15 protein-coding genes and 1 pseudogene are annotated in these 19,676 nt (G+C 44.3%); 6 read left to right on the top strand and 10 right to left on the bottom strand.

Going from position 1 to position 19,676, the window contains the following annotated elements; all coding sequences use genetic code 11:
- Nucleotides 1–86: 86 nt before the first annotated feature.
- Both QUA53_RS06050 and QUA53_RS06055 read right to left on the bottom strand, forming a co-directional pair.
- A complete protein-coding gene (locus tag QUA53_RS06050; RefSeq protein ID WP_333095630.1) occupies nucleotides 87–803 on the bottom strand; it encodes a PEP-CTERM sorting domain-containing protein in 717 nt (238 codons plus the stop codon).
- Between the two features lie 248 nt (nucleotides 804–1,051).
- A complete protein-coding gene (locus QUA53_RS06055) occupies nucleotides 1,052–1,768 on the bottom strand; it encodes a PEP-CTERM sorting domain-containing protein (protein ID WP_333095630.1) in 717 nt (238 codons plus the stop codon).
- Between the two features lie 1,457 nt (nucleotides 1,769–3,225).
- On the opposite strand from QUA53_RS06055, the pseudogene QUA53_RS29130 reads away from it, so the two are divergent.
- Nucleotides 3,226–3,426 (top strand): annotated as a pseudogene (locus tag QUA53_RS29130) (DUF255 domain-containing protein); the annotation flags it as partial.
- A gap of 257 nt (nucleotides 3,427–3,683) precedes the next feature.
- Here QUA53_RS29130 and QUA53_RS06060 read toward each other — a convergent pair.
- A complete protein-coding gene (locus QUA53_RS06060; RefSeq protein ID WP_333095632.1) occupies nucleotides 3,684–5,258 on the bottom strand; it encodes an outer membrane protein assembly factor BamB family protein in 1,575 nt (524 codons plus the stop codon).
- 127 nt (nucleotides 5,259–5,385) lie between these two features.
- Here QUA53_RS06060 and QUA53_RS06065 point away from each other — a divergent pair, with 127 nt between their 5' ends.
- Nucleotides 5,386–7,473, top strand: a complete 2,088-nt coding sequence (locus tag QUA53_RS06065) for a thioredoxin domain-containing protein (protein ID WP_333095634.1) — start codon at nucleotides 5,386–5,388, stop codon at nucleotides 7,471–7,473.
- Nucleotides 7,474–7,779: 306 nt separating this feature from the next.
- Here the strand turns inward: QUA53_RS06065 and QUA53_RS06070 are convergent, their stop codons facing one another.
- The 4 genes from QUA53_RS06070 to QUA53_RS06085 form a co-directional block, all read right to left on the bottom strand.
- Nucleotides 7,780–8,868 carry an ABC transporter ATP-binding protein gene (locus tag QUA53_RS06070; protein ID WP_333095636.1) on the bottom strand — a complete coding sequence of 363 codons (1,089 nt, stop codon included), beginning with the start codon at nucleotides 8,866–8,868 and terminating at the stop codon, nucleotides 7,780–7,782.
- Nucleotides 8,869–9,094: 226 nt separating this feature from the next.
- Nucleotides 9,095–10,156: a spermidine/putrescine ABC transporter substrate-binding protein gene (locus QUA53_RS06075; RefSeq protein WP_333095638.1), complete on the bottom strand. Its 1,062-nt coding sequence runs from the start codon at nucleotides 10,154–10,156 to the stop codon at nucleotides 9,095–9,097.
- A gap of 51 nt (nucleotides 10,157–10,207) precedes the next feature.
- Nucleotides 10,208–11,065: an ABC transporter permease gene (locus QUA53_RS06080; RefSeq protein WP_333095640.1), complete on the bottom strand. Its 858-nt coding sequence runs from the start codon at nucleotides 11,063–11,065 to the stop codon at nucleotides 10,208–10,210.
- A gap of 65 nt (nucleotides 11,066–11,130) precedes the next feature.
- Nucleotides 11,131–11,979, bottom strand: a complete 849-nt coding sequence (locus QUA53_RS06085) for an ABC transporter permease (RefSeq protein WP_333095642.1) — start codon at nucleotides 11,977–11,979, stop codon at nucleotides 11,131–11,133.
- A 101-nt stretch (nucleotides 11,980–12,080) separates the two neighbouring features.
- On the opposite strand from QUA53_RS06085, the gene QUA53_RS06090 reads away from it, so the two are divergent.
- Nucleotides 12,081–13,592 carry an FAD-dependent oxidoreductase gene (locus tag QUA53_RS06090; protein WP_333095644.1) on the top strand — a complete coding sequence of 504 codons (1,512 nt, stop codon included), beginning with the start codon at nucleotides 12,081–12,083 and terminating at the stop codon, nucleotides 13,590–13,592.
- Between the two features lie 240 nt (nucleotides 13,593–13,832).
- Here QUA53_RS06090 and QUA53_RS06095 read toward each other — a convergent pair whose 3' ends face one another.
- Nucleotides 13,833–14,246: a peptide chain release factor 1 gene (locus QUA53_RS06095; protein WP_333095645.1), complete on the bottom strand. Its 414-nt coding sequence runs from the start codon at nucleotides 14,244–14,246 to the stop codon at nucleotides 13,833–13,835.
- A 165-nt stretch (nucleotides 14,247–14,411) separates the two neighbouring features.
- Here QUA53_RS06095 and QUA53_RS06100 point away from each other — a divergent pair, with 165 nt between their 5' ends.
- The 3 genes from QUA53_RS06100 to QUA53_RS06110 all read left to right on the top strand — a co-directional run bounded on the left by QUA53_RS06100 (nucleotide 14,412) and on the right by QUA53_RS06110 (nucleotide 16,899).
- Nucleotides 14,412–14,618 (top strand): hypothetical protein, encoded by a 207-nt coding sequence (locus tag QUA53_RS06100; protein ID WP_190734170.1) that lies wholly within the window; start codon nucleotides 14,412–14,414, stop codon nucleotides 14,616–14,618.
- A gap of 234 nt (nucleotides 14,619–14,852) precedes the next feature.
- Entirely contained in the window at nucleotides 14,853–15,272 is a 420-nt protein-coding gene (locus tag QUA53_RS06105; protein WP_333095647.1) for a DUF6335 family protein, read from the top strand.
- A 925-nt stretch (nucleotides 15,273–16,197) separates the two neighbouring features.
- On the top strand, nucleotides 16,198–16,899 hold the full coding sequence (locus tag QUA53_RS06110; protein WP_333095648.1) for a DUF4079 domain-containing protein: 702 nt from the start codon (nucleotides 16,198–16,200) through the stop codon (nucleotides 16,897–16,899).
- A 158-nt stretch (nucleotides 16,900–17,057) separates the two neighbouring features.
- Here the strand turns inward: QUA53_RS06110 and QUA53_RS06115 are convergent, their stop codons facing one another.
- Together QUA53_RS06115 and QUA53_RS06120 are read right to left on the bottom strand one after the other, a co-directional pair.
- Complete coding sequence (locus QUA53_RS06115) at nucleotides 17,058–17,936, bottom strand: sugar ABC transporter permease (RefSeq protein ID WP_333075655.1); 879 nt, start codon at nucleotides 17,934–17,936, stop codon at nucleotides 17,058–17,060.
- Between the two features lie 264 nt (nucleotides 17,937–18,200).
- Nucleotides 18,201–19,664 carry a CIA30 family protein gene (locus tag QUA53_RS06120; protein ID WP_333095650.1) on the bottom strand — a complete coding sequence of 488 codons (1,464 nt, stop codon included), beginning with the start codon at nucleotides 19,662–19,664 and terminating at the stop codon, nucleotides 18,201–18,203.
- Nucleotides 19,665–19,676 lie beyond the last annotated feature (12 nt).

Genomic DNA, 19,676 nt, shown 5'->3' on the forward strand with positions numbered 1-19,676 from the left:
TTCTTGGTGAAACCAGGTTTTTAGCTCGAACATAAAATAATCAGTGTGGCATCAAGCCAGAATCGAAAACGAGTTCAAATGATAGCTTATTCAGCTTTTTGAGCCTGAGCGCGTTGCTTTTTGAACATAGTACCAAACCCAACAGCGGCTCCAGCAGCAAGCATTGTTAAAGGTTCAGGAGTAGCTTCAGTGTTGCTAGTGCTGCTGATGTAAGAATCGCTTGCACCATTGGGTAAGGCTTGAACGTGCAAACCTAGTTTTAAGGCACCGGTATTCAAAGCGGAAACTACGTTAGCATAATTTCCAGTAAAGCTCACTCCGAAAGTTTCGGCACCTTGGACACCCCATTTATTACCACCACCATTATCCCTGGTGAAGGCATAGTCTGTAGTGAAACCATTACCACCTTGAGGCAACTGATCGTTACTAGCACCACCACTAAAGGCTACGGTACCAATGTTACCAACGTTAGCCACGGCATTAGAAAGATAGCCATTATCATCAAAAAGAACTTTACCGATAAACATATTAGAGGCGACAGCATTTCCCGAGTTAGAAATGTTAAAAAGAACTGATGCTCCTTGGTCAATTACGTCAAAGGAAAAGCTACTTAGATAGTTATCTCCAACCGTATCGCCACCAGCGATATTACCAAAGCTGAAGGCAGAGGCAGGTGCTGCAGATACTGCACTAACAGCGGCGACACCGGCGACAGCTAAAATAGATTTGACTAAGTTTAATTGGAATTTCATGGTTGATACCTTTATTTTTAAGTAGGGTGGAAGCTGGTTTTTTTCTTTCACATATTCAATCTAAACGGAAACACAAGTTAATGCAAGTAGTTTTGATAAAGATTGGATGAAGATTGGGAAAACATTTTCGAGACTAAGATGAAAGCTTTCAGCAAGCTGAGACTTCTAACAGCCCTCTTCTACTGATTTAACTAAAAAAATAAGAAACCTGGTTTCTTGGTGAAACCAGGTTTTTAGCTCGAACATAAAATAATCAGTGTGGCATCAAGCCAGAATCGAAAACGAGTTCAAATGATAGCTTATTCAGCTTTTTGAGCCTGAGCGCGTTGCTTTTTGAACATAGTACCAAACCCAACAGCGGCTCCAGCAGCAAGCATTGTTAAAGGTTCAGGAGTAGCTTCAGTGTTGCTAGTGCTGCTGATGTAAGAATCGCTTGCACCATTGGGTAAGGCTTGAACGTGCAAACCTAGTTTTAAGGCACCGGTATTCAAAGCGGAAACTACGTTAGCATAATTTCCAGTAAAGCTCACTCCGAAAGTTTCGGCACCTTGGACACCCCATTTATTACCACCACCATTATCCCTGGTGAAGGCATAGTCTGTAGTGAAACCATTACCACCTTGAGGCAACTGATCGTTACTAGCACCACCACTAAAGGCTACGGTACCAATGTTACCAACGTTAGCCACGGCATTAGAAAGATAGCCATTATCATCAAAAAGAACTTTACCGATAAACATATTAGAGGCGACAGCATTTCCCGAGTTAGAAATGTTAAAAAGAACTGATGCTCCTTGGTCAATTACGTCAAAGGAAAAGCTACTTAGATAGTTATCTCCAACCGTATCGCCACCAGCGATATTACCAAAGCTGAAGGCAGAGGCAGGTGCTGCAGATACTGCACTAACAGCGGCGACACCGGCGACAGCTAAAATAGATTTGACTAAGTTTAATTGGAATTTCATGGTTGATACCTTTATTTTTAAGTAGGGTGGAAGCTGGTTTTTTTCTTTCACATATTCAATCTAAACGGAAACACAAGTTAATGCAAGTAGTTTTGATAAAGATTGGATGAAGATTCAGGATAGGCTGATGGGATTGAGGCAAAACGCCTAAATTGATGAGTTCTAGCTAGCTATTTCCTATGGCGTGCATCAAAAAATAGGGGTGATTCCACCCGGATTTTATTCCTGACTTTTCTCTATTTCAAAAAGCTATAACCCAGCTTCCTTACCAGGGTTTTCACACAGCATAATTACTGATAAAAGTGTTTCAAAGCTCTAATTTATGCCCTTGAAAAGATTTTGATCCGTTAATGTACGGTATAAAAGTTTAAGTGATAGCTTGATTGCTGGGTAAAAATAGGTAAAAACCGATGGTGACATTTGAAGCTGCGGAATGTGGGCTATAACTCAGGAGACAATCTTGCAGCATATTCGGTGCGTCGATTCTCGCTTTCGGATTCAGCAATCAGCGCCATTTAGACTTATATGTTGCACCATTACCAAGAACCGGCTCCAGGGCCCGTTCCACAAAGAATGAGTTTTCTTGTGGGGAGTCGGGGTCGGGCAGGAGAGGGCGCCCAAAACAGGCTTATTGATGATGGTGCAACACTTCAGTTTGGAGAGGAATGGTTTCGGTGCTCGTTATTATCTGTGATGCCGGAACTTTGACCGACTAAAGGGACGACTCGACTTTCTGGGACATAGTTTTCGGAACGCCTCTACCGTCAGGGCTGTTTCATTCTCAGGAAAACGAGCCTTTTGTACGGGTCGTGCCAAGAAGGCCGACCCGACCCATCCACGATTTGTTAGGCGTTTCATGGATTGGGGCAGCCACGGGGGGCCGTCCCTACAAGAGAATGAAACAGCCCTGCGTCTACAGAAGGCGCGGTGGTCGTTATCTAAAAATGTTGGGACTAATAATTCTATTTCTGGGTCTGCTTTCCCTAAAAATTTGTTAATATTATTTTTCCGAAAAAGCTCTATTCCAAGATTTAACGGGCGATCGGCAAGTAGAAATAGTTGACGCAGTAAGGGTTTGAGTAGCTTGCGATCAAAAGAAGGTGTGCGTGCGATCGCTACTTTTGAGACTTTCTACACGGTCGAATGAAGATCGTTGGCGATCGCTACCATCAAAATTGTCAATAGACTTCTGATAATTGCTACTCTCTTGAGGGAGGTTCAAGAGCCTAAACCCTATAAATATCAAGGTTTCAGTGGCATTGTCACCCCGTCAATTCCCAAATGCAATTTGGCACTGTTTGAGGACAGCAGGAGGAACCGCCGCAGTCAGCAAAAATTTTCCCAGCCGTTGATTGAAGGTTCTCCGAGACGATCGACTCATTTGACATCTAAATTATCAGCGATCATCTGAAAACAGGATTATCAGTAACAACTCAGCTAAAACATCTCGCGCTAAACTGTTAGAGAACTGACAAGCTTACCCAGCAAAAGTTCAAGTGGATTTGATTATGGGCAACCGTTTTGCTCAATCCCAAAGCCTTTTTCTGCGAAAACACCCTGAAAATCCGATCTACTGGTGGGCCTGGTGCGACGAAGCCTGAGAAAGGGCCTGGAGGGAAAATAAACTGATTTTTCTGTCAATTCGCTACTCTAGCTGCCACTCGTGTAGGGTGATGGAAGGGGAAGCATTTTGCGATCGCGCGATCGCAAGCTGTAAAATACCTTGAGCATCCTCTGACCCGTAAACTTGACTTATTTAAGTTTCATGAGTTGCCATAACGAGTTTTCGATAATTTCCGAAATTATTTCTCTCATACATATAACCGCAGTTAAACCGCAGGTAGGAATAGGTGGCGGATTTCAACACCATTTTAAGAACAGGCAAGATGCCTGTTCCACAATAAGTAGACTCTGTTGTGGAACAGGCATCTTGCCTGTTCCCGATCCAGGTACAAAATACCAATAACTAACCCAAAGTATACATCCAGCCATCCCTCGCGCAAATCCTCACAATTCCGTCCCAAACTACAGGCGTCGCTTCAAATGACAAACCCGGCTTAAATCTCCCTGATTCTATTACTTTCAAACGGTAAAACTCCCCTTTAGCATTTTTCAAAGCATTCCGAGCCCCCGGCTTCGCTCGTTCCCAATTCAAATTGAACAAATAAACACCGTTGTATCCCGCACTGATCAGTTTATTGCCATCAGTAAAAATCGGAGTCGAAATTGAAGAGCCAATGGCTTTTTTAAATACTATTATCGGAGTATCGTAAGACTGGTTTCGCCAAGGCACAGAAGTTTTTTGGCCTGTAATCATATCTTGTGAACCGATGTACAAATTGCCGTCGATCGCATTTGTGGCAAACAGCGCCGGAAACTCGCCTGAATTGTACTCGTCATTCAACGCCACAGAGCCGATTATCCCGCCTTCCCAGCTAGAAAGTCGGCGATTTCCGGTAGGTAAAAACCATTCGACGCTGGCATTCGGTTCCTTGTTGGGATTCAGCTTCAATACTCCACCGTTGCCCTGAATGTATTGTTTTTCAATGGCACAAAACAGTTTCCCTGATTTAGAAATTACAGCACTTCCATCCAAATCTGAACCAGTATAAAAATCCCAAACTATCTTTTTAGTTTCAATACTAATACCGTAAATATGACCGGAACCAGCAGCTATAAATATTCTATCTTTCAGCCTTGATGGCGATGACTCCGCTACCAAGTTTCCGCCGTGTTTGCTGATATCTCCGGCAGCATAAAGCTGTACTTCCGACAAGATACTTGGCTGCTTGATGCCTTGTTTGGTTTTTGTCTGGCTTGTGGAACTATCGAGAAAATAGCCGATCGCATTTTCCCCCGCATTGAACAAAACGCCACCGCCGATGTCCAAAGCGCTGCTGTCATTATCGCGGCTGTAGCTGGGCGTTTTCCTGATGTCCAATTTCCAAAGTTCCTTGCCAGTTCTAAAAGATATTGCCCTAAAACTCGGCACTACTTTTTTGCCACCACCGCCACTGCGGCTTCCCTGCAAAATTACAATTCTGTTTTCGGCGCTCGCTTTTTCATCGATATAAATTGTTGAGGAGCCTTTGATTATATCATCAAATTTATAGCGCCAAACTTCTTTATTAGTAGCAATATCTATTTTTCGCAAATTGTGGTCATAAGCACCTATAATTAAATAAGTTTTTCCCCCATCTCTGGTAATTGTTGGCTGTCCTGTCCAACCGGCACCGCTCCAAACTACAGACCGCCTTCCCAGAACAGTCCGGCCACTGCCGAGTTGAAATTTGTCGATTAACTTCAAGCTTTTCGGAACACCTCTGCCGTAGAACCGACGCTTGTCGTTACCTAAAAATGTCGGGACTAATAATTCTATTTCTGGGTCTGCTTTAGCCAGGTAATTGTTAAGATTAGTTTCTAATAAAGCTTGCTCCGAGGATTCTGTTTGGATCAGTTTGATAACAGCAGGAGGAACAGCAGCACTCAGCAAAAATTGTCCGAGCTGTTGATTGAAGGTTCTCCGAGATGATAAGCTCATATTGGATCGAGATAATCAGCCTTAATATTAAAACATAATTATCAGCGACAACTCAACTAAAACATCTCGCGCTAAACTGCTAGAGAACTGACAAGCTTACTCAGCACGAGTTAAAGTGGATTTGATTATGGTCAACCGTCTTGCTCAATCCCAAAGCCTTTACCTGCGGAAACACGCCGAAAATCCGATCGACTGGTGGCCTTGGTGCGAAGAAGCTTTGGAAACGGCCCGAAGCGAAAATAAACCGATTTTCCTGTCAATTGGCTACTCTAGCTGCCACTGGTGTACGGTGATGGAAGGGGAAGCATTTTCCGATCGCGCGATCGCCCAATACATGAATTCGCATTTTATACCGATAAAAGTCGATCGCGAAGAACGCCCGGATATCGACAGCATTTATATGCAAACCTTGCAAATGATGACCGGTCAAGGCGGTTGGCCGCTCAACGTTTTTCTGACTCCAGACGAGCGAGTTCCCTTCTACGGAGGCACTTATTTCCCTGTAGAACCGCGCTACGGACGGCCGGGATTTTTAGAAGTTTTGCAAGCAATTCGCCGCTTTTACGACACAGAAAAAGGCAAAGTAGAAGCCTTCAAAGCAGAGATTTTAGGCAACCTCCAACAGTCGGCAGCGCTTTCAGGAGTGACCGTCGCATTAAATCGCGACATCTTTCAAAAAGGCTTAGAACTCAACACCGGAATTATTGCCGGTAGCAACCCCGGCCCCAGTTTTCCGATGATACCTTATGCTGAGCTAGCACTGCGGGGAACGCGATTTAATTTTGAATCAAAATACGACAGCAAACAAGTCTGCACTCAGCGCGGATTAGACTTAGCATTGGGCGGCATTTACGACCACGTAGGAGGCGGATTTCACCGCTATACGGTTGATGCGACTTGGACTGTACCACACTTTGAAAAAATGCTCTACGACAACGGTCAAATTGTTGAGTATTTAGCAAATTTGTGGAGCGCGGGAATACAAGAACCAGCTTTTGAAAGTGCGATCGCGGGGACAGTAGAATGGTTGAAGCGAGAAATGACCGCGCCAACAGGCTATTTTTATGCCGCACAGGATGCTGACAGCTTTAACACTTCTGAAGAACTTGAACCGGAAGAAGGAGCATTTTATGTCTGGACTTATGCCGAACTGGAACAACTGTTAACTGCTGAGGAATTAACAGAAATTAAAGCACAGTTTACTGTTAGTCGCAGCGGCAATTTTGAAGGTCAAAATGTATTGCAGCGCCGCCATCCAGGAAAACTGAGCGACACGGTAGAATCGGCTTTGGCTAAACTATTTCAAGTTCGCTACGGTGGCAATCCCGATACTGTAAAAACCTTTCCGCCCGCCCGCAACAATCAGGAAGCTAAAAACGACAGTTGGCCGGGCAGAATTCCCGCCGTTACTGACACGAAAATGATTGCTGCTTGGAATAGCTTAATGATTTCGGGTTTAGCCCGCGCTGCGGCGGTTTTTGGAAATTGGGAATATCTGGAATTAGCTGTGACTACTGCTAATTTTATTTTAGACAATCAGTGGACGGATGGGCGGTTTCAGCGGTTGAATTATGACGGACAATCTGCTGTAACCGCGCAGTCGGAAGATTATGCTTTGTTTGTGAAAGCTTTGTTGGATTTGCACCAAGCGAGTTTGACTTTAGGCAAGGGGGAAGAGGCGAAACAGTTGCCGAATTCTCAGTTTTGGTTGGAGAAAGCTGTGCAGGTGCAAGAAGAGTTTGATGAGTTTTTGTGGAGCGTGGAATTGGGAGGATATTACAATACTGCTAAGGATGCTAGCGAAGATTTGTTGGTGCGGGAACGCAGCTATATCGACAATGCAACTCCGGCGGCGAATGGAATTGCGATCGCCTCTTTGGTTCGTCTCGCACTGCTGGAGCAGAATTTGGAATATCTCGATCGCGCCCAGCAAGGTTTGCAAGCTTTCAGCAGTATTGTACAAGATGCTCCGCAAGCTTGTCCGAGTCTACTTTCGGCGATCGATTGGTATCAGCATTCTACCCTGATTCGCACGACTCCCGATCGAATTTCTGGCTTGATTTCCCAGTATTATCCGACTGCTGTCTGTCAGATTGAGGCTGATTTGCTTGAAGGTGTTATCGGGTTAGTTTGCGAGTGTTTAACTTGCAAGGAACCTGCGAAAAGTCAAGAGCGGCTGTTGGAGGAAATTTTGCAAAGTCAAACACGGGTTTAGTACCAATACTGTCTATATTATTGAACCGCGAAGACGCGTTAGGCGAAGTCGCGCGTAAGCGCTAGAACGCGAAGGAAGAAGGGGAAGCAGAAGGAAGAAGTAGATTATCTTCTACCGGGAAGGAATCGCATTTTCAGTCTGCCCCTCAATCTTCCAAAACCTCAGCTAAGTCTTCCATTGTCAAGTCGCTTGGACTTAGCTTTACTGGTTAGACGGTGCTTGATGACGGTAGCGATAGTTAGACTTTGGACACTACCTAATCTCACTCTGTCGGCTGAATCTCAGTGGCTTCAGCCCGCTTGAGTGTCAAAAAATGCAAATACTTTCCGGCGGCAGTGTAACTCGAACGCTGTCGCCGACTTGGTATCGCTGCAAGTCATCTCTGTGCAAGTTTTGTCGGCGAAGGGCGATCGAACTTTTAGCAGTCAACCGCACCGTATAGCGCGTATCAGTGCCAATATAAATAGCCTCTTCTACTATTCCCGACCAGCTATTTTCATCGTCATAATTAGCCGGATAAATCGCAGCTTTTTCTGGACGCAACACCAGGGTGACAAATTTCCCAGCGGGCATATCTTCTGCTGTCGTAACTAACACGGGCAACTGCTGGTCAACCAACACGATTATTTGACCGTTTTGTTTTTCTACTACTTGCCCGCTTAAAAAATTGCTGTCGCCAATAAAATCAGCAACAAACCGCGTTTTAGGATATTCATAAATATCAACCGGTGTACCGACTTGTTGCAGTTTCCCTCCATCCATCACTGCAATTCTGTCCGACATTGTTAGTGCTTCTTCCTGATCGTGAGTTACATAAATAAACGTAATTCCCAATTTTCGCTGCATTTTTTTTAATTCTAACTGCATCTCTTTACGCAATTTTAAATCCAGCGCTCCCAGGGGTTCATCTAACAGTAAAACAGACGGCTGTTTGACTAATGCTCTTGCTAGTGCTACTCGCTGCTGCTGTCCCCCTGACAGTTGGCGGGGATAGCGTTTTCCTACATCGGTTAACTGTACTAATGCTAAGGCTTCAGCAACGCGATCGCGAATTGTTTTCTGAGGCAAATTCTCCATTTCCAACCCAAAAGCGGCATTTTGTGCTACTGTCATGTGCGGAAATAAAGCATAGTTTTGAAATACCGTATTTACTGGGCGGTGAAATGGCGGGCGATTTTGCATCGGTTGGCCGTGAATGTAAATTTCGCCCGCTGTGGGAATTTCAAAACCAGCGATCATTCGCAAAGTTGTAGTTTTGCCGCAGCCAGAAGGGCCGAGTAAAGAAAAGAATTCTCGATCGTAAATTTGCAGGTTGATGTTGTCTACAGCTAAAAAATCGTGACTGCGGACACTTTTAAATACTTTGGAAACTTCTAAAACTTCGACAGCGTGCATTGTGTTAGTATGTCTTAGTTATGACTAATAAAAAGTTGAACTCAATTCCGGTTAAATAAACATAAATTATCTAGGGGCTGGTTCATCAAAATCTCTAATACAAACTAAAAATTTAAGTAAACCCGCCCCGGCGGAAACCTCTGTGATAGCGTTTCTCAAGCGTGCTGAGGTATGCCCTATGCCTTATGCGAGATAGTACCTCATATTACTGACAAAGGTTATATATCTACTTTCCAGCCCCCGCTTTAACTTCCGTCCAAGCTCGATCGTACAATGCAGTTGCTTTCCCGACATCCTCCAATAATTTCATTTTGCCAAAGACTTCAGCCGGCGGGTAAATTTGAGGATTTTTCAAATCTTTCGCGTCGATTAAACCTCGATCAATTGCTGCTTTATTTGGCGATCCGAAGTGGGTAAAATTGGAAATTTGGGCGCCTACTTCTGGCTGCAAAATATAGTTAATAAATTTCTCCGCTAACTCTTTATGGGGTGCACCTTTGGGAATTGCCATGTTGTCAGAGAAGATAATTGTTCCTTCTTTGGGAATAGCGTAGCGGAGATTGGGATTTTCTTTCATAACTTGGAAAACATCGCCACTCCATTCCATTGTCAGATTTACTTCTCCTTGATCGAGCAGATTTTGACCAGTATCCGGGACAAAAGCAGCAATGATATTTTTACTTTTAATCAGCAAATCGCGGGCTTTGTTAATTTCTTCGGGATTGGTTGTATTGGGGTCAAATCCTAAATACATTAAAACTCCTGCAAATGTGTATCTTGCATCGTCTTGCCACGCGACTTTTCCGGTATATTTCGGGTCGAACATCGCCGCCCAACTGTTGATATCGCCCTTGGTTGTTTTGACGTTGTAGCCAATTCCCATTGTTCCCCACAGGTAGGGCAGGGAATATTTGTTTCCCGGATCAAAATTTTGATTGACAAATTTAGGTTCTAGGTTTTTTTGATTGGGAATATTATTTAAATTCAGCGGTTCAATTATATTTTCTGCGATCATGATTTTCACCATGTAATCGGCGGGAAATATTAAGTCGTAACCGGGGTTTCCCTGTTTGAGTTTGGCGTAGAGTGCGTCGCTGTTCTCAAATGTGTCGTATTGAATTTTCACATTGTTCTCTTTCTCGAATTGGGCGATCGCTTCTGGGGCGATATAACTGGCATAGTTGTAAATGCTGAGGACTTGCTGCTGGTTAGCACCTGTGGGGCTACAGCCCAAAGCCACCGTTGCACTCATCACAAACAAAATTAGGAAAGTCAGCAGGCGTTTCATAGGTTGTGTTAGTTGCAGATGACAATGATTATGACACAAAAAGAAAAATTTTTAAGTTTTCTGAACTTTTAACGATGATAAAACCAGGAATAAGGAAGTGAACAACATCAAAGTTGAAATAGCATTAATCGCTGGCGTTACTGCAAACTTTATCATGCCGTAAACAAATAGCGGCAGCGTCACCGAACCGACGCCGGTGGTAAAGAAGGTGACGACAAAATCGTCCAGAGACAGAGTAAAAGCCAACAGTGCCGCACTGAAAATAGCGGGCCAAATCAGAGGGAGGGTGATGCGCCAAAAAGTCCGCCATTCGTTAGCGCCTAAGTCAAAAGCTGCTTGTTCTAATATCGGATCGAGTTCTGCCAAACGTGCCCTGATAGTAATAGTCACAAAGGAAATATTAAAGACAACATGACCGATAATTACGGTAGGTAAGCCGAGATTGAGGCGAATTCCCGTGAGATTTTCTAGGATCCGAAATACTAGGGTAAAGAAAACTAGCAGCGAAATGCCGATCGTAATTTCGGGCATGATAATCGGCAAAAACAGTAAAGCCTCTACTGCTTTGCGTCCTGGGAAATAAAAGCGTTCGAGTGCTAGCGCGATCATTGTACCAAAAATTGTGGCTAACACAGTCGAAATAGCTGCAATTAGCAAGCTGTTGTTGAGGGCTGTCAAGATTCCGGCGCTGCTACTTGTAGCAATAGTCGCGCCTGCATTGCTAAACAAACTGCGGTACCAATCGAGAGTAAAGCCCCGCCAAACGGCATTGAATCGGGAGGCATTAAAGGAGTAAATAATTAAGATGAGAATTGGCAAGTAAAGAAAGGCAAATGCTAGTGCAGCTTGTACCCAAAGCCACTTTTTGCCGATCGCCCGCACGAGCAAGTCTAGTTTTGTTTTAGTCATCAGTCATTAATAATTAGCACATTTTAACCTAAATGCAGAGTGCACCGATTAATCTACACCTTACCTTATTGAGGTTCGTCAGACACGCGGAAGTAAATTAACACAGGAATCAATATGATTACCGTCAACAGCATAGAAAGCGCCGATCCAAAAGGCCAGTCGCGGGCTTTCATAAACTGATTTTGAATCAAATTTCCCACCATAACTGTTTTAGAACCACCCAATATATCCGGTGTGATGAAAGCGCCGACGGCGGGAACAAAAACTAGAATCGAACCTGCCACAATGCCACGAGTTGTTAATGGTAAAAATACGCGCCAAAAAGTGCGAATATCGTTTGCCCCTAAATCATGAGCAGCTTCTACCAATGAAAAATTGAAGCGTTCTATGCTAGAATATAAAGGCAGAACCATGAAAGGTAAATAGCCGTAAATAAGACCGATCGCCACAGCGAAAGGCGTAAAAAGCAAGTTTAACGGTTCGCTAATAATTTGCAGGCTTTGCAAGGCTGTGTTAACGACTCCTTCGCTGCGTAAGAGTATGATCCAGGCGTAAGTTCTCACTAAAAAATTAGTCCAAAATGGAATAATTACCAGCAAAAGCAAAGCATTTCGCCAGCGGGGAGAACGGGTGGCGATGAAAAATGCTAGGGGATAGCCAACTAACAAGCAAGCGGCCGTTGTCAAAAAAGCCAGCCAGAGCGATCGCCCAATTACTCCTAAGAACAGTCCGCTGAACAAACGCTGGTAGTTGCTGAGAGTAAATATCCAAGTAACGCCCCCGTAAGTACCGCGTTCTAAGAAACTGTACAACAGTACAATTAACACGGGCAAAATGAAGAAAACCATCAGCCATGCCGTAGCGGGAAATAAGAGCAGCAACAGGTTAGTTTGCTGGCGGTTTTTGACACTCATTATTCACTCAAGCGAAATTTAGCACATAATCCAACACATTTTATATCAAATCCGGATTTTATGAATTATGTCATCATTAATAAATTATCAAGAGGTACGCAATGTCAGCAGAATCGTCAACCCCAAAAATAGTCATCGTCGGTGCAGGATGGGCCGGTTTAGGCGCTACCTATCACCTAGCCCAGCAAGGCTATGATGTCACCCTGCTAGAAGCAGGCCCTTATCCGGGTGGGTTAGTTGCGGGGTGGAAAACCGCCGGCGGCCGTTCCGTAGAAGCAGGTATTCATGGCTTCTGGTATCCCTACAAAAATATCTTTTCCTTAGTCAAGGAGTTAGGCCTCGATCCCTTCACGCCTTGGACTCGTTCTTGTCAGTATTCACCCGCCGGATTGGAAGTAGAATCGCCGATTTTTCAGGACGAACCGCGGCTTCCCACACCGTTAGGAACCTTTCTTTACACGCGATTTAAAAGGCTGCCATTAGTCGATCGGCTTTCAGCCTTACCCTTACTCTACGCCGTCCTAGATTTCGACAATTCCGACAAAGCTTGGCACAGGTACGATCGCGTCACAGCCCGCGAATTGTTCAAACAGTTTGGTGTTTCTGCAAGGCTATACCGCGATGCTTTTGAACCGATGTTATTAGTAGGTTTATTTGCACCAGGAGAACAGTGTTCTGCTGCCGCCGCTTTGGGAATGCTCTATTATTTCATATTAGCCCACCAACCGGATTTTGATGTAGTTTGGTGTCGCGGAACAGTCGGAGAAAAAATCTTTCGTCCCTGGGTCGAACGCTTGGAAAAACTAGGCGCAAAAGTATTGACACAGCAGCGAGTTACTGACTTAATAGTTGACAGCCACAACCGAGCAACAGGCGTTGTTTGCGGCGAAGAAACCTTCGATGCAGATGCAGTTATTTTTGCAGTTGGCGTCACGGGAATGCAAAAAATTATCGGCAGCAGTCCAGCTTTGCAAACTCGCCAAGAGTTTCGGGAAGTGATGAATTTGGGTGCTGTTGACGTGTTAGCTGTTCGCCTGTGGTTTGATAAGAAAATTGACATTCCCCTGCCTTCTAATGCCTGTTTTGGATTTAGTTCAACCACAGGTTGGACGTTTTTTGATTTAAATGCTTTGCACGACGAATTTCGAGACGAACCGGGAACAGTGGTCGAAGCTGACTTTTATCACGCAAATCAATTAATTCCCCTCAAAGATGAGGAAATTGTTTCCCTAGTTCAGCGGGATTTAGCTACTTGCCTCCCCGCTTTTCGGGAGGCAAAAGTAATTGACAGGAGCGTGATTCGGCTGTCGCGGGCGGTGACGCATTTTGCCCCTGGCAGCTATCAATATTTGTTGCCTGCGGTAACAAGTTATGATAATGTATTCATGAGCGGCGATTGGGTTGTGACCCGCCACGGTTCTTGGTCGCAAGAAAAAGCTTATGTTACTGGTTTGGAGGCTGCAAATTTGGTTATTTCGCGTTTCGGAATCGGAAACAAAGCGGCAATTATTCCCGTGGAAGCTGACGAACCGCACATTCAAATGGGGAGAAAGATTAATCAGTTTACTCGCAGTTTGACTAAAACATTTATTCCAGATTTTTGGCTGCCATAAGAATAAGGAAGTTCGGCAAAGGATTCGGTAACGGATTTAACTGATGTCAGAAAGAAGGAAGAAGGAATTTCTTGCTTGAAGCGGTAAGGTGCGCACTGCGCACCCTACATATAGACTAATAACCAATGATCGATGACTCATGATACTCTTTTCACAAAAAAATGCAACTGTAGACAAGCTCGAAACCCGAATCTTCATCAGTCATAGCCAATCTAAAATCTAAAATCTAAAATGGCATGACTATCGCCAATAAGGCCGGCCCTTCCAAAAAACTCCCACCGTAATTCCTATTAGTGCAGTTTCTGATAAACTTGCTAAAGAAGCAGGTATGGGTAGGAATGATTTTAAAACCAAACCCAAGAGCAGGCACAAAACTAAAACCCACAAACTAATTCGGTTGAGCAAAAATTGTTGTTGCCAATATTCTAAAAAGTACACTGCTAAAGCCCCCATTCCCACTGCTGCTGCAAAAGGTATCAATATCCCGAGGGAGGAACTGTAGAGAAGCGTCAACCCGTTGCGGATTGCCCGCGATTGCGTGAAACCCCAGGCTAAAAATAGCTCCAGTGCAATCACGATTGAGTTGACAAGGGCGGCAATTTGCAGCATTTCTCGCCAAGGTAAAAATTTTAAGCGCCGCAGAAAATTACTCACGATCGGCAGATTAGGTAGGTTGCTTTGATTTTATAACAGTTTTGCCCTTGCGATCGAGCTTTGATGACAATTTGTGAAGTAAAATAAAGATATAGAGCAGTCTCTTGACAAATTCACCCAGAGTACCTGCCTATTAGTTGTTGGAACCGTGAAAGGAAAAAAGTTATGGTGGAGAACACTGTCGATTGTGCTGTAGCCTGCGTCAATGGCTGCGTTCTGGGCGACAAGTGCCCGAAGCGGGAATACGCAGAAGCAACGTCCAACTTTATTGAAAATACTTCTCTGGATAAAATGCTAGAAATAGCAGAGGAAGCAGTGAGAAGGAAACGGATGGAACCCCCCAAATGGGTAATTCCTGACTTTCCCGAATAGAATTAGCCTCCCTATTAAAAAGCGATCGCCCTTTTCAAACGGGCGATCGCTTTTTGTATTCCCAATGAAATAGCTGAGCCGAATCAATATATTTCCTGGGATAGAAGCTAAAAGTTTAAATAGCAACTACGATACCAAGTAATTATAGCCATCGACAATTACTAAAAACAATTCAGTTAAAGGCAAATTCGGACATTTTAAATTTAATTGAATAAAAAAACAGGAGCAAGTATCGTGGCACAACAAAAAAAAATCAACGCAAAAAAAACAAAAGAACGCAATAATTTGGGTGACTTACCTCAAGAAATTACCGAATCTTACGGTACCGGCGTCATCGATCAACCGGGGGTGAGCCAAGACGACATAACAACCCTGCAGGACAGCAGTTCGGACTACTCCACCAGTTCCCAAATCGGCGGCGAGGATGGCGATCCGGCTGCGGAACAGGAAAGTGCCACTGGCGAGCAATCGGTGGGCGGAACCGCGCCTACTCCAGACCTGGATATTGTTGACGAACTCGGAGCCGCTGCGGGCATAGAGATAGCCGATGGCGCTATTTTGAACACAACAAATATGCTTGAACATCGAGATGAAAGTCGCTGGGAATTAGACCCTAGTTCTGCAGAAGATTATCAGGAACGACCGGATTTCTAGGTCTATTTGGTATAAAAAATAGGGAGTATAATAGGAGCGGATTCACCAGTATTTATACTTTATACGCCAAGTATTTGTCAATTCGCCCCTCATCACTTTTGGTCTTGCCACACATATCCCAATCCCCGAACAGTATGCAGCACGCGTTTTGACTTACTTGCTCAAAAATTAATTTGTAACTAACGAATATATAGTAGTTAAATAATGTTTGACTCGCCATAAAATTGCAAACGCAGACTTTTTCTCCAACCCCGTCTTCGGTCAGGAATTGACGGCCATTTTACAGCATAAATCATAAGAAATTAAACTCTTTTGCACTGGATTCAATTAGTTAATTACCTCGCTAAATTTTAGTGATTAAAACGTTCAAAATTATATATTCAAATTATAACTTATCGGGGTTGTTTGTTTGAGTTTGGCGCAGATGTGTTTTCACACTCGCTAGGAGTTTTTCAATACTGAAAGGCTAGTAACATATAGGCTCAAAGTGATGCAGGGAATTAGTGGCTAACCGGCACCGACATTACCGCCAGCAGTTTTCATTTCCCTGAAAACAAGGTAACTGTAATTCTTCCATTGCATAATTGAGAAAGTTGTACCTCGCGCAATAGACAAATGCTATAGCAATCCTTGCAGGAGCCGTAATTTTTTGACCCCACCCCAAGCCTCCCCTTATCAAGGGGAGGGAGTAAGAAATTCACAAATGATGCGAGGATGGCTATATATCTTCTGATTTATCAAAATTTCCGGTGAGTTACCCTTCATAAAGCGTGTTTGTAGTCAGGGCTTCTATTCTCTCTATGGAGGCGAATAATCGCTATTAGTCCTGGCTACAAACTTACTGTGCTTAGATCGCCGGGTATGATATTATGTATCGCAAAAACCGGGTTGATGAAGCCAACCCTCTTCAACAAAAAGGTGCTGTATGGAATTTAAAGATTTTCTGGCTTTGCTGCATCCTATTTTAGCTGTAGCGATTGTTTTTCCTATGATTGGTGTTGTTCTCAATATGGCGTGGCAAACTATGCAGCGTCGCAAGCAAATTGCGATCGACACCAAGAGCAAAATTCCACCTGTAGTCGCTTCAGAACACGTCAAAGCAGGTCGAATTCTGTCAGGTTCTGTGGTAGGAGTGACTTTGTTGGGTCTAGCCTACCCGATTTTTGAGCATATTTTGAGCAAGGATGTTTGGAGCAAAAACTCGTTTCAGGTCATTTTCATTCTGCTGATGTTTGTTGCAACTATCGCCTCTTTGGTGATGCTATATCGAGCGACACCCGCTTTATGGCGCGGCATATTTGCGACGCTAACAGGTACTGGTTTGGTAATTCTTGGCACTCAAGATGGCGTTTATCGGCGAACCAATGAATGGTATTGGTCTCACTACTACATTGGCATCGCCGCTGCGCTAATTATGGTTTTCTCCCTTGCCATCATTCAAGACATTTACAAAGACCGCTCAAATCGCTGGCGCACTATCCATGTGATCTTGAACTCGATCGCCGTGCTGCTCTTTCTGGGACAGGGAATGACCGGAACCAGGGATTTATTAGAAATTCCTCTGAACTGGCAGAAACCCTATATTTATAGCTGTGATTTCGCCAATAAGACCTGCCCAAAGCCGTGAGCGATCGCATTACTTCGAGGTTCCAGTCTAAAATTAGTCTAAATTAGAGCAGTAAACCTGGTTTCTGAATGTAACAAAGCCCTGGTAATCGCAGGAATGAGAACGAGAAACCTAGTTTATGATGCCCGGATTGCGTCAGCCCTAATCAGCCACCAATCTTAATCATTGCGAGTCAAACCCTGAAGGCTAACTTGCAAAATCGACAAACCCAAAATTAGCAAAAACAAAACCAGCCCGATCGTGCAAGCATAGCCAATTTCCAAGTCCTTAAAAGCCCGTTCGTAAAGATAATAAACAACCGTCTTAGAACTATTGCGGGGCCCGCCCTGAGTCATAATATAAACTTCTTCAAAAACCTTAGTAGCAGAAATCGCCGAAATTACCGCTACCAAAACTAGATACGGCTTCATCAGCGGCACAGTAATATCCCAGTGCTTTCCCAAACCATCAGAACCATCAATAGCAGCCGCCTCATAAAGTTCTGCCGGAATAGCTTGCAGCCCTGCTAAATAAATCACCATGTAATAACCCAATCCTTTCCAGATAGTAACTGCCATAACGCTAAAGATTGCTAACTTCGGATTAGCCAGCCAAGAAACAGGAGGTAAACCCAACAATTCCCCCAACTGATTCAGCAGTCCAGTCTCAGCAAACAGCCACTTCCAAGCAATCCCGGCGACAACCATGGAAATCACCGCCGGCGTGTAGTATGCTGCTCGAAACCAGTTCATCCCCTTAAGTTTTTGGTTGCACAAAATCGCCATTCCCAACGGCACAACAACCAATACAGGCACAACGCAGGTGAGATACAGCAGCGTATTCGTCAAAGTTTGCCAGAATGTGCGATCGCCCCACAACCTGTTAAAATTCTTCAAACCCACCCACTGTGGCATTTGAGTTAAATCATATTCGTAATTAGTAAAACTCAAATAAAAAGCTTGCACCGCCGGCCACAAAACAGTCAAACTCAAAATAAATAAAGCCGGAAGCAAAAACAAATAAGGCGTCAAGGAGCGTCGGGAAAAAGTCACAGACATAGTAATCGGTAATTGGTAACTTTACTCGTTAACAGGCTATGCCTGGTAACGCAGATCCAGAGGCTCTGCCTCCAATTTTCCTACTAACAAGCGAGGCAGAGCCTCTGGACATTAATTCCCAGGCATAGCCTGGGAACCAGTTATAAAACTCGCATTTGTAGGGTACTATTCGGCGCACCGGCACTAAGTCCTTGAAACGATTTCTTGTCCCCACTTATTAAGGGGGGTTAGAGTGTATCTAGACTTCGACCCTACAAATAATAGTTATTTAACTCCCGCAAACAAAGCCTGCCAGTCTCCGGGAGAACTACCATTTTCCCCCTCTTTCACCTCAAAAGTAACGTTGCAAGCTTGCGGTTGTTCCAAAGCCTGCACACACAATTCTGCAATATCTTCCCGACTAACTTTGCCCCTGATATTGTCTCCTTGCTCAAATATTAAAGCTTTGCCTCCCGGTTCTTCAGTCAAAGCGCAAGGTCTGACAATAGTATAAGGTATGCCGCTCGATCGCACACAATCTTCCCCTTTCAACTTCCAAGTCAAAATCCCCCCCAACATATCATTCATCCTGACAGCAGGCGGTTCTTCTTCCAAGTTAATTCCCGGGCGACCGGGGCGGGTAACTCCTGCCGAACTCACCATCACAAATCGCGGCAAAGTCTGTCCCCCATAAGCTTTAATAGATTCTAGCTCGATTTGAAAAATACCCGGTGTAAATTTCGGGTTGAGCGCGCCATCATACTCAAATTTGCTCAACATTAACTGAAAAGAAAAAATACTGCTGGCATCAAATTTGGAGCCATCTTTGACAGTTTTGGCGCGAAATACTGGAATTAACTCATCAAAGGGAATGGTGACAGTAATCCAGATATTGTAAACAGTATCAAAGGAATAGCAATAGCCAATTCCATCCCATTTAGATTCGCTGCGAACAATTAATTTGTAGCGCTTACCGTCCCCTTTGACGCGCAGGTAGAGGCCGCTAAATCCTGCGAGATTAAGCGGAGGATCGAAGTTGCGGGTACGCACCGAAGCAAAGCCACCCGAGTTGGCGGTAGAAACATTGCCTGTGAATATAGCAGTATTGTCTGTCAGCCGAATCGAACTTTCGCTGGTGCCACCCATCACGATGTCGTCGAGGGTTCCCCAAGTTTCTTTTAAATCTTGGCTGGGTTTTGTGAAGTCAAAAATTGTTTTTTCGCCTGCTTGAATTAGCTGGCGGCGAACAGCTTGCACTAAATTATTGATGCCTTTGTATTCGACAATTTCGGGAACATCGACAACTTCCGGCATATAAAATTTGATGCCTTGATAGTATTTTTCCCTGGTTGGGGTGTCTCCTTCTATAGGTTGAACTTTAGTGCCGGTACAGCAGATAACTGCTTCCACGCCCTCGGTTACTAACGGTGTAAGCGTCTCTGGCAGAGTAATATCTCCTTCGACTAATTCGAGATTATTGTCGAGAATTTCTGTTGCTCTTTTAGCATCTCTGACGAGGCAGCGTACTTTATATCCGCGCTGTTGCAGCCGCTTGACAACTCGCTTCCCGACGCCGCCGGTGGCACCGGCTACCAGTATCAGTTTAGGTTTGTCTTTTTTACTGTTGCTGCTGCTTCCAAAGAGTTGTTGCAGCCAGCTAATGCTGCCAATGAAGGGAATGACGCCGAAATAAGCCAAGGTTTTGAGAAACCGGCCGGCATCCCATTGGGCGGTTTTTTTTTCAGTCATACTAGCTTCCTC

Origin of the sequence: Microcoleus sp. Pol12B3, assembly GCF_036701355.1 — a bacterium.
Classification (GTDB): domain Bacteria; phylum Cyanobacteriota; class Cyanobacteriia; order Cyanobacteriales; family Microcoleaceae; genus Microcoleus.